Annotated in this window: 11 protein-coding genes; 7 read left to right on the top strand and 4 right to left on the bottom strand. The window is 53.0% G+C overall.

The features are described 5' to 3' along the window. Positions 1–446: 446 nt before the first annotated feature. Positions 447–914, bottom strand: a complete 468-nt coding sequence (locus RC85_RS20800; RefSeq protein ID WP_160148044.1) for a chemotaxis protein CheX — start codon at positions 912–914, stop codon at positions 447–449. Between the two features lie 120 nt (positions 915–1,034). Next, complete coding sequence (locus tag RC85_RS20795; RefSeq protein ID WP_068266369.1) at positions 1,035–1,409, bottom strand: response regulator; 375 nt, start codon at positions 1,407–1,409, stop codon at positions 1,035–1,037. Positions 1,410–1,981: 572 nt separating this feature from the next. Here RC85_RS20795 and RC85_RS20790 point away from each other — a divergent pair. The 5 genes from RC85_RS20790 to RC85_RS20770 all read left to right on the top strand — a co-directional run bounded on the left by RC85_RS20790 (position 1,982) and on the right by RC85_RS20770 (position 10,578). Next, the gene (locus RC85_RS20790; RefSeq protein ID WP_068266359.1) at positions 1,982–4,948 is read left to right on the top strand and encodes a hybrid sensor histidine kinase/response regulator; all 2,967 of its coding nucleotides are present in this window, start codon (positions 1,982–1,984) and stop codon (positions 4,946–4,948) included. A 46-nt stretch (positions 4,949–4,994) separates the two neighbouring features. Continuing rightward, complete coding sequence (locus RC85_RS20785) at positions 4,995–5,459, top strand: chemotaxis protein CheW (RefSeq protein WP_068266358.1); 465 nt, start codon at positions 4,995–4,997, stop codon at positions 5,457–5,459. Positions 5,460–5,607: 148 nt separating this feature from the next. Next, positions 5,608–8,349 carry a methyl-accepting chemotaxis protein gene (locus RC85_RS20780; RefSeq protein ID WP_160148043.1) on the top strand — a complete coding sequence of 914 codons (2,742 nt, stop codon included), beginning with the start codon at positions 5,608–5,610 and terminating at the stop codon, positions 8,347–8,349. Positions 8,350–8,689: 340 nt separating this feature from the next. Next, positions 8,690–9,742, top strand: a complete 1,053-nt coding sequence (locus RC85_RS20775; RefSeq protein WP_068266352.1) for a protein-glutamate methylesterase/protein-glutamine glutaminase — start codon at positions 8,690–8,692, stop codon at positions 9,740–9,742. Then, positions 9,733–10,578, top strand: coding sequence for a CheR family methyltransferase (locus RC85_RS20770; RefSeq protein ID WP_068266350.1), 846 nt, complete (start codon positions 9,733–9,735; stop codon positions 10,576–10,578). The genes RC85_RS20775 and RC85_RS20770 overlap by 10 nt, the downstream gene beginning before the upstream one ends. Positions 10,579–10,885: 307 nt before the next feature. Here the strand turns inward: RC85_RS20770 and RC85_RS20765 are convergent, their stop codons facing one another. Next, positions 10,886–11,209, bottom strand: coding sequence for a helix-turn-helix transcriptional regulator (locus tag RC85_RS20765; protein ID WP_084422898.1), 324 nt, complete (start codon positions 11,207–11,209; stop codon positions 10,886–10,888). A 429-nt stretch (positions 11,210–11,638) separates the two neighbouring features. Here RC85_RS20765 and RC85_RS20760 point away from each other — a divergent pair, with 429 nt between their 5' ends. Both RC85_RS20760 and RC85_RS20755 read left to right on the top strand, forming a co-directional pair. After that, complete coding sequence (locus RC85_RS20760; RefSeq protein ID WP_160148042.1) at positions 11,639–13,192, top strand: proton-conducting transporter transmembrane domain-containing protein; 1,554 nt, start codon at positions 11,639–11,641, stop codon at positions 13,190–13,192. A gap of 72 nt (positions 13,193–13,264) precedes the next feature. After that, entirely contained in the window at positions 13,265–15,697 is a 2,433-nt protein-coding gene (locus RC85_RS20755; protein ID WP_068266346.1) for a YbcC family protein, read from the top strand. On the opposite strand, the gene RC85_RS28590 is transcribed toward RC85_RS20755, so the two are convergent. Then, positions 15,694–15,891, bottom strand: a 198-nt coding sequence (locus RC85_RS28590) for a hypothetical protein (protein ID WP_238383196.1), incomplete at its 5' end; no start/stop codon positions are given. The genes RC85_RS20755 and RC85_RS28590 overlap by 4 nt on opposite strands.

Here is a 15,891-nt window from a genome sequence, read left to right as displayed (position 1 = left end):
TTAAAATGATGTGCGAGCGAACGAAAAATATTCGATTCAAAACTACGGCTCTCGCTCTTGAGATTGCTTTCGATCGTGATCTTTGGCAACAAAACAGAAATCTCAGACACCATGTTTTCCGTCGTTTGCAAAAAATCACAGCCTCGCCGGGACTATTCACCAGCGTTATGATCGCGGATCGATCAACGACAATTTGCATTGATTTGTTCGACTTCCCTCGGGATGAGTGACGACACCAATCCGGCAGTAATTAATACGACTTCCCCTGCGAAAGCCGACACTTATTCCCCGCTCGTTCCTTAGTTCGTTTAGCCGCGTTGGGCATCGCCCCGCGTGTTCGGAGCCGTACGACGCGCGGGGCGATGCCCACGCGGTTAAACGGTTTTGAAACCCTTCACGGCGTGGGACTGAATCTTGGCGGGATCGGCTACGTTTCTACAGGTCCACTAGCAATGTGCTTGCAGTGCGGTCAGTACCGTGATGGTTGATCCAGCGTACTGGTAGCCCACTGCGATCGAACTTCCGCTTTGGGGAAACGCGATTCCGTCCACGCCGACGCGGATAACACTTGGCAAAGACATTTTCAAGGCGAAATCGGACAGGCGGCGTTTTGCGCCTCCGACGACCATGTTCCCCAGTTCTCCGATTGCATCCAAGACAGTTTCGTCAATCTCAGATGCTTGATGATCAATCAATGCGGTTGCCCATCGCATCGCAGCCTCATCACTCATACTCAGACTCACCGATCCTTTCAAACCACCGGTCAAGCCCATGACGACCGAGATCCCGTTGGTGGCCGCGTCGATTTTGTATTGATTGTTCGTGACGCGACAACGTTCACCTTCGCGAACCAAAACCGCGTCCGCCATCATCTCAAAAACTTCACGAATCGATTCATCAATAGAATCAATCACGGTTGTTTCAGTATCGATGCATAATGTCATGTTTTGCCCCTGGCATTGCTGTAGATACAACACGGATTGAAAAGAATACGTCGGAACCAAGATATCGGCTTTACCTGGTTTACAGATTTACTAGGCCGATTGTGGATTTGGTAACACGCGTTCCAACTTCATCGTCAGCATCTCTTGGTCAAATGGTTTGACCAAATAGTCGTTGACGCCAGCCTGAATCGCCTTCAGCACTTGTTCTTTCTCGGTCTCGGTTGTGACCATCATGATCGGCAACTTGTGACCAGCTCCGCGAATCGCTTGAACCAATTCAAGACCATTCATCACCGGCATGTTCCAATCGGTCAGCACCAGGTCGAACCCAGTCCCATCACCGAACTTCTTTAACGCATCCGCACCATCACCAGCCTCGACGACTTCATCGATCCAGAGAGCATTCAGACTACGAGCAATGATTTTTCGCATGACGCCTGAATCATCAACTAACAAAACCTTCATCAACATGTTCCTAATCTAAAAGTTTTCCTTACACAGCCCGTACCCAGCGATCGTTCACCGCAGCACCGATGAGTGCTGACATGAATACGCAAAATTTACGGACCTATCCCGCCACTGTACCGTTAACTGATAGCACACAGATCCACATGAAGACGGATAAGTGAGCAAATTCCGTTCGTTTTATTTAGGTTATTTCGGGCGGTTTGTCTCAGCGGAACTCGCCAAGTGTTTCAGCCTGCGTTGCCTAATCACCGAAAGTCTTGGCGACTTCCGCTACCTAGTAAAATCCGCTCGCGCGGAACTTCTTCACTAAACGCTTCCGAACAGATTGACTGTGACGGTTATTCCAAAGTCATCGGAACCAGTTGCCGAAACTCGGCAGCTATTTCGCGCCTCCATCGAGTTTGCCGGTTAGATAAACCTGGGTGACGACTGCACACTTTTAGTGCAACGGCCATCCTCGTTCGGGGGCGAACGCACGTTCATGCTGTTTTGACTGTTGCATCGGTCCCAGTTTTTTCACCTTAGTGATACGCTCGCAGAGAATTCTTTGCGACGGGACAGGATCCGTAATGGAAGACGCAGAACTGATTCACGAGTTCGTCGAGGAAGCTCGAGAACACCTTGGCGACGTTGAAACGCAGTTGCTTCAAATTGAAGCAATGGGTGCCAACATCAACGATGACCTTGTTAACACAGTCTTTCGCGCCATTCATTCGGTCAAAGGTGCCGCCGGGTTCTTGGGCCTGACGCAGGTCAACAACGTCGCCCACAGTTTTGAAAATGTTCTGGGAAAGGTTCGCGACCATCAATTGGTCCCCGACCCGTTCAATGTTGATGTGATGTTAAAAGCAGCGGATCGATTGCGTGGATTGATGGAATCGATCGACACCAGCAACGAAACCGATAACACAGAATTGTGCGAAAAGCTTGATGCATTGCTGGTGGAAAATGCACCGGCGACGACAGAAACACCTGACGTCCCTGCTCAGATCGATGCTATCGAAACGGCAATCGAAGACGCGATTGAACCCGCAGTCGAAGAAGAGGAAACGGTCGAAGACGCACTGGTCGAGCCTGCTGCGGATCCCGTGAAGAAGCCTCGCGCACGAAAAAAGGCGACAGCGAAAAAGGCACCCGCAAAGAAAACAGCGACGAAGAAGCCTGCTGCGAAGAAACCTGCTGCGAAGAAAACTACAGCCAAAAAGCCTGCAGCCAAAACAACAACAAAGGCACCCGCATCACCGACGGAACCCACTCCGATCGTCGAACCAACGGCTGCTGTCGAAGCCCCAATCGCAGCACCCGCGCCTGCTGCACCTGCGCCTGCCGCACCTGCAAACGCGGCCCCTTCGACGGCCGCAAAACCATCTCCGGCTGCCGAATCAACCATTCGTGTTGGCGTTCGCGTCCTTGACCGATTGATGAACCTGGCTGGCGAACTGGTCCTCAGTCGCAACCAATTGCTTCGCGTTCTTGGTGAACACGACACGGGATCAAACCTTGATTCCATCGTTAGCGGACTCGATCAAGTGACGACCGAGCTGCAAGAAACGATCATGCAGACGCGGATGCAACCGATCGGTAACGTCTTCAGCAAGTTTACTCGCGTGGTTCGCGATCTGAGCGGAAAGCTTGGCAAACAATGCGAGCTGCGAATCGAAGGCAAAGAAGTCGAAATCGATAAGACCATCATTGAACTGATCAGCGATCCGCTGACCCACTTGGTGCGAAACTCAGTCGATCACGGCGTCGAAATACCGGACGAACGTATCGCCGCCGGCAAACCTGCCGCCGGAACGCTGCAACTTCATGCCTATCACCAATCGGGCAAAGTTCGCATTGAAATCGTCGACGACGGGAAAGGAATCAATGCCGCGGTGCTGAAGGAAAAAGCCCAATCCAAAGGGATATTGACCGCCGAACAAGCCGAAGCGATGGGTGAACGAGAAGCGGTTCGCTTGATTTTCCATCCAGGATTTTCGACCGCACAAGAAGTCACCGATGTTAGCGGTCGTGGCGTCGGCATGGACGTTGTTCGCAGCAACATCGAAAAACTAGGCGGCACCGTCGATATCGAAACTCAAGTCGGCGAAGGCACCACCATCGTTGTCACGCTGCCGTTGACGCTTGCAATCGTGCCTTCATTAATTATCCAAAGCGGTGACGATCGATTTGCGATTCCACAAGTCAACATTGCGGAATTAGTAAGAATCCGTAAGCAAGAATCGCAACGCATTGAGCAAGTCAACAACAAAGAAGTGCTTCGTTTGCGTGGAAGCCTGCTGCCGTTGGTTCGTCTAAAGACAACCCTTGGTCAAGTCGAACCCGAACTGGAACCCGCGGCCCCCGCTGATTCAGAATCTGAATTCAAGGTCAGGCACATCATTGTTGTCGAATCGGGAATCCTGCGTTACGGATTGGTTGTCGATGACGTGCTTGATTCGGAAGAAATTGTCGTCAAACCACTCGGGCGGCACCTGAACGATTGCCCTTGCCTGTCCGGTGCAACGATTTTGGGTGACGGCCGAGTTGCGTTGATCTTGGACGTCAACGGAACTGCACAACAATCGAAATTGCGTGTCAACGAAGAAGACAAGTCACAGCGTTTAGCGTTGGACCAAGAAGCGAGAGAGCGCGAGAACCTTCAATCGGTACTGCTGTTCAGAAATGAACCCAGCGAACAGTTCGCGGTGCCGATGGAAGTGGTCGCTCGTATCGAACGAGTCGAATCAGAGCAGATTGTCAAAGTTGGTTCACAGGAACTGTTGCACTACCGCGATGGTTCACTTCCATTGCTGCGTTTGGAAAACCTGACCAAGGCAAAACCTTGCCCCGACCAACCGTGCTTTAACGTGATCGTTTTTGAAACCGGTGGACATGAAGTTGGCGTGATTGCGTCCAGCCTAATCGACATTCGCGAGGTGCCGGATCAGTTCGACGCCACGACGTTCCATGACACCGCAGTCATCGGTTGCCAGGTGATCGATGAACAAACAACACGATTGCTCGACACGATTGAACTGGCCCGCAAAGCGCGTCCCGATTGGTTCGAGGCCACTGCAAAGAAGACGGTTCAAATTTCGGCCGAGAATGTTTCGCCGACAGCAAAGCCGAACGTCGAAGACAACGCCGAAGGTGACTGTGTCTTATTGGCCGAGGATTCAAGCTTCTTCCGACGACAGGTCAAACGCTTTTTAGAAGAATCCGGTTTTGATGTCGTCGATTGTGAAGACGGGCGTGAAGGCTGGAACACGCTGAAGGCATCGCCGGACAAGTTCCGTATTGTCTTGACCGACATTGAAATGCCCAACATGGATGGTTTGGAATTCACACGCCGTATCCGCAGCGAAAACAGGTTCGCGGACATTCCAATCATTGCTTTGACGTCACTCGCATCCCAAGAAGATTTCCAACGCGGGTTCGATGCCGGAGTGACTGAGTACCAGGTCAAGCTAGACCGCGACGAATTGATCGCCGCGATCCAGCGTTATGCGACTCCAACCGGTGTCAGCGACGCCTTGGCCAGCGTTTCTTGATGCTCGGTTAACAGAAAAACTTTCAAATTTCGGACCAGTGAGACTTATGACAACCACCACCCAAACACCTGCAGAGAGCAAGTCGTCTGCTGCGATCACGCTAGCGACGTTCTACGTTGACAACATGCTCTTTGGAGTCAACATCGACGTCGTGCAAGAGATCAATCGACTTTCGGATGTCACCGAAGTTCCTCATTCGCCATCAAGCGTTCGAGGCGTGATTAATCTTCGCGGCGAAGTCGTGACCGTGGTTGATCTGCGATCGCTGCTGGGAATGAAACGACGAGAGATCGAAAGTGATTGCAGATGCGTCGTTATTCACTCTCAAGATGAATTGATTGGAGTGTTGGTCGATCAGATCGCCGACACGCTTTCGGTTCCACAAAGCAAAATCGATCCTCCACCGGCAAACATCGATGGAATCGAAGGACAATATTTTCGCGGCGTTCACACGCTCGATTCTGGCGTCGTGATCCTGCTGGATGTTCAGCAGCTTCTTGAAGCGAACTAGACCAACGACTGAAGACGTTTTTTAGAAACTTACTTAACAAACTACCAACCGGCGCTTTCAAACGCGTCAACAACTACAACACGGGTCGGGAGACTTTACGATGCGGCTTTCAAAACTTTCTTTACGTTCGTTAATGATGCTTGTTTGCATGACGGTTGCCTTAGTGCCGTTGGTGGTGCTTTCCGTTGTGCTGTGGCGAACGACTGGCGAAATGGCGGAAAAAACCGCCTCCGAATACAGTGCGATCGCATCGAGCATTGGCGATAAGATCGACCGAAACCTGTTCGAACGCTACGGCGACGTGCAAGCTTTCGGCCTCAACTCTGTCGTCCAAGACAAAGATTCCTGGTACCAGGCCGATGAAGCGAATCCAATCGTCAAGGCGATGAACCAGTACGTTGACACCTACGACATCTACTACTTCACGTTGTTGGTCGACTTGGATGGAAAGCTGATCGCAGTCAACAGCAAAGACGATTCTGGGAATCCCGTTGATTCAGACAGCCTGTACGAACAGAACTTTAGCCGTGAAGGCTGGTTCAAAGATGCGTTGGCAGGCCAGTTCTACGAATCAGAAGATGGCAGCTTCACTGGAACCGTCGTCGAGCACCTGCACGTCGATGAAAACGTATCAAAGATTTACGGCGATGAAGGTCTTGCGATTGGATACACTGCTCCAGTCCGTGACGCGGACGGAAACACGATCGCGATCTGGAAGAACGTCACAAAGTTCGGCTTGGTCGAAGAGATCATCCTTAGCAGTTACAAAGAACTGGCCGCACGAAACTTAGCATCAGCAGAAATCACTTTGCTTGACGACAAAGGTAACGTGATCGTCGATTGCGATCCCACGTTGACCGGCAAGGTTCAAATCGACCGAGACATGGCGATCATCGGAAAGTTCAACCTGGCCGAAAAGGGAGTCGAAGCGGCTGTCAGAGTCGTCGCCGGAGAATCGGGTAGCCTGACGAAATCGTATCACGCAAGAAAGAAAATCTATCAATGTGCCGGCTTCAAACCGCTTAGCGGAGCATTGGGCTTCCCGGGAATGAAGTGGAACGTGTTGGTCCGCGTTTCAACAGAAGACGCGTTGGCAAATGCGAACAGTCTAAAGACGCTTTGCCTGGCGACTTTCTTTGTTGCTTCGCTGTTGATCGTGATCGGTTCCTATGTACTTGCAAATTCAATTAGCAAAGTCATTGGAAAGACCGTCGAATCGATGCGTGCTGCTGAAAACCGCGACTACAGCGTCCGAGTAGAAACCAACCTTTGCTGCGACCTGACTCAGATGACAACATCGCTTAACGGCATGCTGGATTCAATGGAAGCCTTTGAAATCAAAGCCGCCGACTGCGAAGGCAAGATCGAAGCGATCGGAAGAGCCCAAGCTGTCATCGAATTTGAACTTGATGGAACGATCAAAACCGCCAACGATAACTTCCTGGCGACGGTTGGTTATTCGTTGGAAGAAATCCAGGGCAAGCATCACCGAATGCTGGTGGAACCAGAATTTGCTGCCAGCACCGAATACACCAGCCTGTGGGACACACTCGGCCGCGGCGAATTTGTTGCCGGCGAACACAAGCGTGTTGGAAAGGGTGGCAAGGAAATTTGGATTCAAGCTTCCTACAACCCTGTTCGTGACCGCGAAGGAAACGTGTGCAAGGTCGTTAAGTTTGCGATCGACATCACCGAAAGCGTCATTGCAAAACGAGAACAGGCCAAGCGAGAAACCAAGATTGCTCAATACCAACAGCGTGAAGTCGGCCAAGTGTCTAGCCTGATGGCCAAGATCGCTGCGGGCGACCTGACGCAACAGTATGAAGTATCTCAGTGCGACGTTGATACGGAACAGGAATTTGAAACCTTCTCCAGTATCGCGAATGCGTTGAACAACATGTGTTCCAACTTGCGAGACGTGATTGGCAGCGTGACCGCCAACGCGGAACGACTCGGCACGACCTCCACGGGGCTGTCCGCAACCGCGACTCAGCTTGCAAGCGGAGCGAGTGAAACGACCAGCCAATCGGCTACGGTCGCTTCGGCTGCCGAAGAAATGGCAACGAACATGCGAAACATGGCTAGCTCGACCGAACAAATGACGTCCAACGTCAACACGGTTGCAAAGAGCGTCGAAGAATTGACCAGCAGCATTAGCGAAATCGCCAGGACTGCTGAACAATCCTCGGCGATCGCCGGACGTGCTTCCGACCTGACTCAATCGAGCAACCAGACCATCGGTCAACTCGGTTCGGCTGCTGAGGAAATTGGAAAGGTCATCGAAGTCATTCAAGACATCGCTGAACAAACCAATCTGCTGGCACTTAACGCCACGATCGAAGCAGCTCGTGCTGGCGACGCCGGCAAGGGATTCGCAGTGGTTGCAACGGAAGTCAAGGAACTGGCCCGTCAAACCGCGGGTGCCACCGAAGACATCCGAAATCGGATTCGTATCATCCAAGGATCGACGTCCGAAGCCGTTCGCTCGATCAAGGAAGTTGGCGATGTGATCGAAGAAGTCAACCAAACCTCCGGAACGATCGCTTCGGCAGTCGAAGAGCAAAGCATCTTGACGCAAGGAATTGCCGAAAACATCAACGAAACCGCGAGACAAACGTCCGCTGTTGCCACCGGTGTTTCTGAATCTGCGACGGCTTGCGATGAAGTTGCCCGAAGCATCTCCGGCGTCGATGAAGCTTCTCGGCAAACTGCCATGGGTGCCACCGAAACTCAATCGATCGGCGATTCACTCGCCGGCCTTTCGGAAGAGTTGGCAGCACTGGTCGGTCAGTTCAAGATTAACACCGACCTGTCGCCCAGTTCATCACTCGGAGCACCCATTGTTCCAGGAACGTTGAACACCCCCGGTTTCTCCACCACCTCGGTGTAGAAACGGTAACGGAGTGTCGATAAACGTGAGCCTCGGGCGCGTAAGCGCCCGGGGCAACCGTATAGCCCAAGGCCTTACGGCCGGCGGCTCACCATTACCGACATGATTTTGTTTCAATTGTGAGCCTCGGGCGCGTAAGCGGCCGGGCCAACCGTATTGCCCGAGGCCTTACGGCCAGCGGCTCACCATTACCGACATGATTTTGTTTTAACCGACAGGCCGGTTAGCGGACGGCCGGGCGGGGAGCCAGCGTTGCTGGTAACTCTTTCACTTACGATGCAAACAAGCAAAAACTTGGCGACCTTTTTCGCCAATACAACCTCTCAATCGAAATGACGTGATGCGTGTTCTGGTAGTGGATGATTCGACGTTGTTTCGCAAGGTGGTTCGCGATGTTCTGGCAACCATTCCGGGTGTCGAAGTTGTAGGCGTTGCGACCAACGGCAAACTGGCGCTCGAAAAGATTGAGCAATTGCAGCCCGACCTGCTGACGCTTGACATCGAAATGCCCGAACTCGATGGACTAGGCGTGCTGCGTCACCTGAAAGATCAACCATCGGCTCCCGGTGCGATCATGCTAAGTGCCTTGACTGAAAAAGGTGCAAAGCTGACCAACGAAGCACTCGCGTTGGGCGCATTTGATTTCATCTTGAAACCCAACGGCAAGACAATTGCCGACAACACAAAACAGCTCTACACGGATCTGTTGCCAAGAGTCTCCGCGTTTCGGACCAGTCGGCGAGTATCGGCACAACAGCCGACACCCGTTGCCACCCATGAAAACAACTTTCCAGCAAACGCGGGACAGCCCAAGGTTTGTTTGATCGGGATCTCGACAGGTGGTCCGGCGGCGCTCGCGAAATTGTTGCCATCGATCAGTGCCGACTATCCGCTGCCGATCATCATTGTCCAACACATGCCCGCCGTGTTTACACGAAAGCTTGCCGAAAGCCTCAATGAACACTGCAAGCTTAACGTGCACGAAATCGAAGACGGCATGACGATCGATGCGGGCAACGTCTATATCGCACCAGGCGGAAAGCAAACACAGGTCGTTGCCGGTTTCCCGCATGCGACGTTAAAGGTGACCGACGATCCACCTGAAAATCATTGCAAACCCTCAGTGGATTACTTGTTTCGACATGCTGCCCAAGTTTATCGAGGCAAAATGCTCGCGATCATCATGACAGGGATGGGTAACGACGGCACCGAAAGCTGTCGTCAGTTGCGTTCGCTTGGTGCAACGGTGGTTGCCCAAGACGAAGCGTCCAGCGTTGTCTATGGAATGCCACGCAGCATCGTCGAATCAGGACTTGCAAGCGCCGTTTGCCCCCTCGACGGCATCGCTAACAAAATGAATGAACTTACCCGGGGGCAACTCTTATGCAGATAGATGAAAAAGATGTCGATGCAGTGTGCGGTCTCGTGCTCGATCTTTGTGGTGTCTATCTGGATTCCAGCAAGTCTTACCTGATTGAATCTCGTCTTGGCGAAATCGTCAAACGACATGGTTGCAATAGTTATCGTGAAGTCGTCGATCGCGTGCGCAGGACGTCGGACCTTCGTTTGAAGAGCGAAATCATTGACGCGATCACGACCAATGAAACCCTATTCTTTCGCGACAATTCGCCCTTCGAGGCGTTTAAGCACAAAGCGTTTCCAGAACTGCTCGACAAGAAACAAAGCTCGCCGTTTCCTAAACGCGTCCGAATCTGGTCCGCGGCAACCAGCACCGGCCAAGAAGCCTACAGCCTGGCGATGAGCATTTGCGAACTGCTGCCCGACGCCGATACGTGGGACATTCAAATCCTGGCCACTGATATTTCCGATGCGGCGATCGCGAAGGCCAGCCGCGGCAAGTACACCGGCCACGACATCAAACGCGGTGTCTCGCAGGAGTATCTCAATCGATACTTCAAACGCATTGGAAACGACTGGGCGGTTGACGATCGAATTCGATCGATGATCTCATTCAAAACATTCAACCTGCACGATTCCTTTGCATCGTTGGGCCAGTTTGACATGATTTTCTGTCGAAACGTCGCGATCTACTTCACACCCGAAGCACGCAAGTCGCTGTTTCAGCGACTGATCCAAAACCTATCCACGCACGGCTACCTATTCGTTGGATCAGCCGAAATGCTAACCAACGTTGGTCCAGAATTTAAACCACAAAACCATTGCGGTTCAGTGTTCTACCAACCCAACGTGCCAAAATTGGTTTCGTAATCGTAGTAATCGTAGGCCGTAACGAGCCAAAGCGAGTTACGGCAATCGGCGCACCCGGCAATGCAACTGCCGTAACTCGCTCCGTAGGCCGTAACGAGTTGAGCGAGTTACGGCGATCGGCACACCCGGTAATGCAACTGCCGTAACTCGCTCCACTCGCTACGGCCTACTTTAGGGCCAGTAGCCGAGTCGCACCGTAGGCCGTAGCGAGCCAAAGCGAGTTACGGCAATCGGCGCACCCGGTAATGCAACTGCCGGAACTGCGCTGCGCTTGTTCCGGCCTACACTTTTGCGCCAAACCTGCCACCTAACCCGTGATCAAATTCAACAGGTCGCCGATCTTTCGATGCGATTCGATCGGGTGTCGCAGCGCTTCCTTGGTCTGAACTTTGTAACTGTTCTTGCGACCAACTTTCTGCCGGTGAACAAAGCCCTGTTCTTCTAGGTCTTGCACAATCCGCTGGACCGCGCGTTCGGTGATCCCAACGCGAATCGCCACTTCGCGGAGCACTAAATCGGGTTCGGCGTGCAGCACAATCAACACGTGCGCATGGTTGGTCAGAAAGGTCCATCCCTTCGATGGCGTCACCTCGGCAATCGTTTTAGTTCTCGTCTTAGTCTTTTTGATCATCGTTCCAATTGTCTTTTCGTAACTCGGGTTCGTTACCCAACGCCGTGAAGGTTTTCTAAACCGTTTAACCGCGTGGGCATCGCCCCGCGCGTCATGCGGCACCGAACGCGCGGAGCGATGCCCACGCGGTTAAACAAAACACTTCTTGTCCGTATCCTACGGCACCCAACGTGAAACGTGCAGCCCAAATCATAACACAGAAGTAGCGAATAAACATTCGCGACAACTTTTTCGTAAAAAAATACACCGTATTTTGGGGCGATTCTATCGCTCTGCAGAAGATTTACGACGTTTTTTTTCACTTTCGGCCACTGTCGGATTAAAGTATCACGCGAAGAAACACGAAACCCTATTGACGACATAAATGTCGTGCTTTAGTTTTCGCATATCGAATTTCACCTGTCCCTACATCCTCCTCGAATGATTGCCATGCTTGCCGCCTCGATTGCCCTGCCCGCGTTTATCCTTGTTTGCGTGGCGTTGATTCCGTCGAGTGTCGCGAACCCGAATGTTCGCCTTTTCCGCCGATTGGTCTCGGTGTTGACCGGTTTGCAATTGATCATCGTGACCGCGATGGGCGTGTCCGTGGCAACCGGATTGCTGCCGACGATTGATGCGACGCTGCCGGGGACCGCCGGTTTGATCGGCGTTCACTACGATGGCGTCGCCGCGTTGATGTTGATGCTGGTCAGTTTTGTTGGCTGGATCATTTGCCGTTACTCGATCCGCTACCTCGATGGCGAATCGACTCAAGGCCGCTATTTCCGCTGGGCCGGTTTCACGATCGGAGCCGTTTCGTTGCTGGTCGTTTCCGGCAACTTGCTGATGTTCTTTGGATGTTGGGTGATGACCAGTACGGGTTTGCACCAGATGCTGTTGCATTACAGCCACCGTGACGCGGCACGAAAGGCGGCTCACACCAAGTTTGTCATTAGCCGCCTTGGCGACATGGCCCTGATCGGTGCGATCGTGTTGATTTACATTCAATTCAAGACACTGAATCTTGCCGAACTGTTCGCGGCGGCCGAAGCGGTCACCGACATCACGCCCGCGATGACTTGGGCAGGATTGTTGTTGGTCATTGGAGCGATCACCAAATCAGCTCAGTTCCCGTTCCACACTTGGTTACCGCAGACGATGGAAACGCCGACGCCTGTGTCAGCGTTGATGCACGCCGGAATCGTCAACGCCGGCGGTTACTTGATGATTCGCACCAGCCCGTTGTTGGAACTTGCACCGTCGGCGTTGTTGATCTTGACGATCATCGGTGCCATCACAGCCTGCTTCGGAGCCGTCGTGATGATGACTCAAACCAGCATCAAGAAGAAACTCGCCTATTCCACGATGGCTCAAATGGGTTTCATGATGCTGCAATGCGGACTCGGTGCCTTTTCAGCCGCGATGCTGCACATCCTTGCCCACTCACTTTACAAAGCACATTCGTTCCTCAGCAGCGGCAGCGTCATGTCGCTCCACTCGGCAACCATGGGTGCCAAGCCTGAAACGACGCCGGTGCCATGGTTCAAGCTGGCTGGATTTGCGGTTTTATTCGTCGCCCTCTTCTTCGTCGCGATGACGGTTTGCGGAATCGACGTGATGACCAAACCAGGCGGATTGCTGCTGGGCGGAATCTTGTGCATTGCATTGACGCATTGGATCAGTCAGGTCATGCGAGTCGGTGATCAGCCGTTGCTGATGCGGTCGATCGCGATGGCGGCGGCAATGTGTTTCTTCTACGCGCTTGGATTCGCAGCCGTTGACACGATCATCGCAGACAGCCTGCCGACGCGAGTTGTCGAACATGCCATTTGGCTGGTTGCGGGGATCATTGTCGTTGGCTTCGGCGGCATGTTCCTGTTGCAATCGCGTTTGGCCTCGGCATCACCGTCGCCGCGACTCAATCGCTGGTACATCCACGCCAGCAATGGTTTTTACTTCGAGAAATCACTGCAACGGATCTTTGGACGCCTGGTAGCGAACTAACCCGCCAAGCGGATCACTGCCAAGCCTTTCAATCACAAACCACACTGACCTCAATCTAGCCTGTCACGAATCATGCAACCACAAATCGAACACGTCCTTTCTCAAGTCGCAACGGTCATTTCCCCAGTCTGGCCGTTGAAAGACTACGTCGCGGTGAATCCATATTTCGGAATCAGCGACCGTTCTTTCTTGGACGGACGCACGCTGCTGCAAAGTGTTTCTGACTGCGAAACTCTGATGCCGCTGTCTTATTACAGCGAGCAATACGCTCGGCAACAATTTTCAATCAGCGACATCGAATCAGCCATCGCTGAATTGGGATTGGGCGATCAGGTGCAAGCCGATGCCGTCATCCAATCACTAAGCGTGCCGGTAAATTCCGATTCCGCGAATCAGCGTAGCCTGCGAACGATTTCCGAAATGGTTGACAGCAGCGGAACGACCAAATGGAACGTGGCAATTCGTGACGAAGTTTCCAAGTTCTGTGCGTCGCATTACGACGAAGGCCAAGCAGTCTGGGTGAGTCCGTGGAAAGGCCTGCCACTGTTTGAAGCATGGCGGTCGATGGCCGTGATCGATCGCAACATGGAATCCAACGGACTGACCGGATTCCGAGCCTTTGTTGCCGAGTTGCCGGAAACGGCCGACGAAGCAATCGTGTGGCTGCTGCAACGATTGAACGTACCAGAAAACCTGTGGGAATCGTTCCTGCTTTGCCAGGCATTCTCGATGCCCGGTTGGAGTGCCTGGGCGAAGTACCAAACCCACTGGACCGACGAAGCGGCGGCCGAGCGAAACGATCTGAGCGGATTGTTGGCGATCCGATTGGCTTACGACGTTGCGGTTAGCGAATGGTCAAAGAAACCCGTTGACTGGGATTCCATTTCTAGCGACGTATCCGCTGCCGCCGAAACGGAACTGCAAGACGACACCGCGTTTCGATACGTTTTACTACGAGCCAGCGAGATCGCGTTTCGCGACAACTTGCTCGATTCGTTATCGACTGAAAATCATGGGCCAAGCCAAACCGATCGAAAGCTCGCACAACTTGTTTTCTGTATCGACGTGCGAAGCGAACGCATCCGCCGCCAATTGGAATCGCAATCGCCAGACATCGAAACGTTTGGTTTCGCCGGCTTCTTTGGAATGCCAATCGAGTTCATTCCGATGGGCCAAGCGAAAGGCGATTCACACTTGCCAGTCTTGCTGAAGCCACAGTTCAAACTGCATGAAGGTCTGCACGAATCCGAATCTCCTGAAGAACACGCCAGCGTCGATGCGCGGATCAAAAAACGTTCATGGCGAAAGCTGTGGAAGCGATTCCAGACCTCAGCAGTCGGATGTTTCTCGTTCGTTGAAACCGTTGGCCTGTTCTACGGTTTTAGCCTTTTCAAAAGTGCGATCGGTTTCGGATCCAAAGATGACGTCGGCAAGTTCGATGGCGTTGCAGACTCGGACCACGACCACTTGGGGCCAACCCTTCGCGGACTCGATCAACAGGGCATGACGACGTCGCACCAGATCGATCTGGCCCAAGGAATGTTGACCAATCTTGGCTTGATAAACGACTTTGCAAGACTGGTCGCGTTCTGTGGTCACACCAGCCAAACCGAGAACAACCCGTTGGCTGCGGGTTTGGACTGCGGTGCTTGCGGTGGCCATTCAGGCGAACCCAACGCACGCTTCGCCGCGGCGTTACTGAACCAACCCTTCATCCGAACAGGTTTGGCCGAACGGGGTATCCAGATTCCTGAAGACACACATTTCCTGGGCGGAGTTCATAACACGACAACGGATCAGATTTCGTTCTTCGATTTGGACGAATTGCCCGCATCGCTGCAGGGCGACCTGTCCGAATTGATCAACCACGCCGCCGTCGCTGGCAAACAGACGCGAACCGAGCGAATGCCGATCGTCGCCAGCAAGACGATGCGAGACGTGATGCGTCGAGCGGTCGATTGGTCCGAAGTGCGACCCGAATGGGGATTGGCCGGAAACGCCGCCTTTATCGTTGGCCCGCGATGGATGACGAAGCAAGCCAATTTGGACGGCCGATCGTTCCTGCATAGCTACGAACACCAAAACGACCCCGAAGGCGCGGTTTTGGAAGGCATCATGACGGCACCGATGGTCGTCGCCAACTGGATCAACATGCAGTACTACGCGTCCACGGTGGACAACGATCACTTTGGCAGCGGCAACAAAACGGTTCACAACGTCGTCGGACGCTTCGGCATCTTGTCAGGCAACAGCGGTGACCTGATGACCGGTTTGCCAATGCAATCCTTGCACACGGGCGAAGAGTACCAGCACTTGCCGATGCGATTGCAGAGCATCATCGCGGCACCGCGTGAATCGATCGACCGCGTGATCGCCAAACATGAACTCGTCCGAAACCTGCTCGACAACGGTTGGCTTCACCTGATCGCGATCGACGACGGAATCAGTTACCGATACGCCAACAGCGATTGGCAAGTCGTCGCCGGAGTGGAGCAAGCGGTCTAGTGAATTTCGTTACGGGTGAACGCGCGGGGCGATGCCCACGCGGTTAAACAGTTTAAAAACTCTTCACGGCGTTGGGCGATGCCTGGGCCGCGATCATAACGCTGGTGAATAGTCCCGGCGGGACGGAAGCTCTTTGCCGGGGATGTAAATCCCCGGATGCCAGCGTTATCTCTCACTTTTTCTCTGGCTCGGTT

This window comes from Rubripirellula obstinata, assembly GCF_001642955.1.
GTDB lineage: Bacteria > Planctomycetota > Planctomycetia > Pirellulales > Pirellulaceae > Rubripirellula > Rubripirellula obstinata.
The sequence above is the reverse complement of the archived record's forward strand: the minus strand, read 5'-3'. Positions and strand labels throughout refer to the sequence as shown.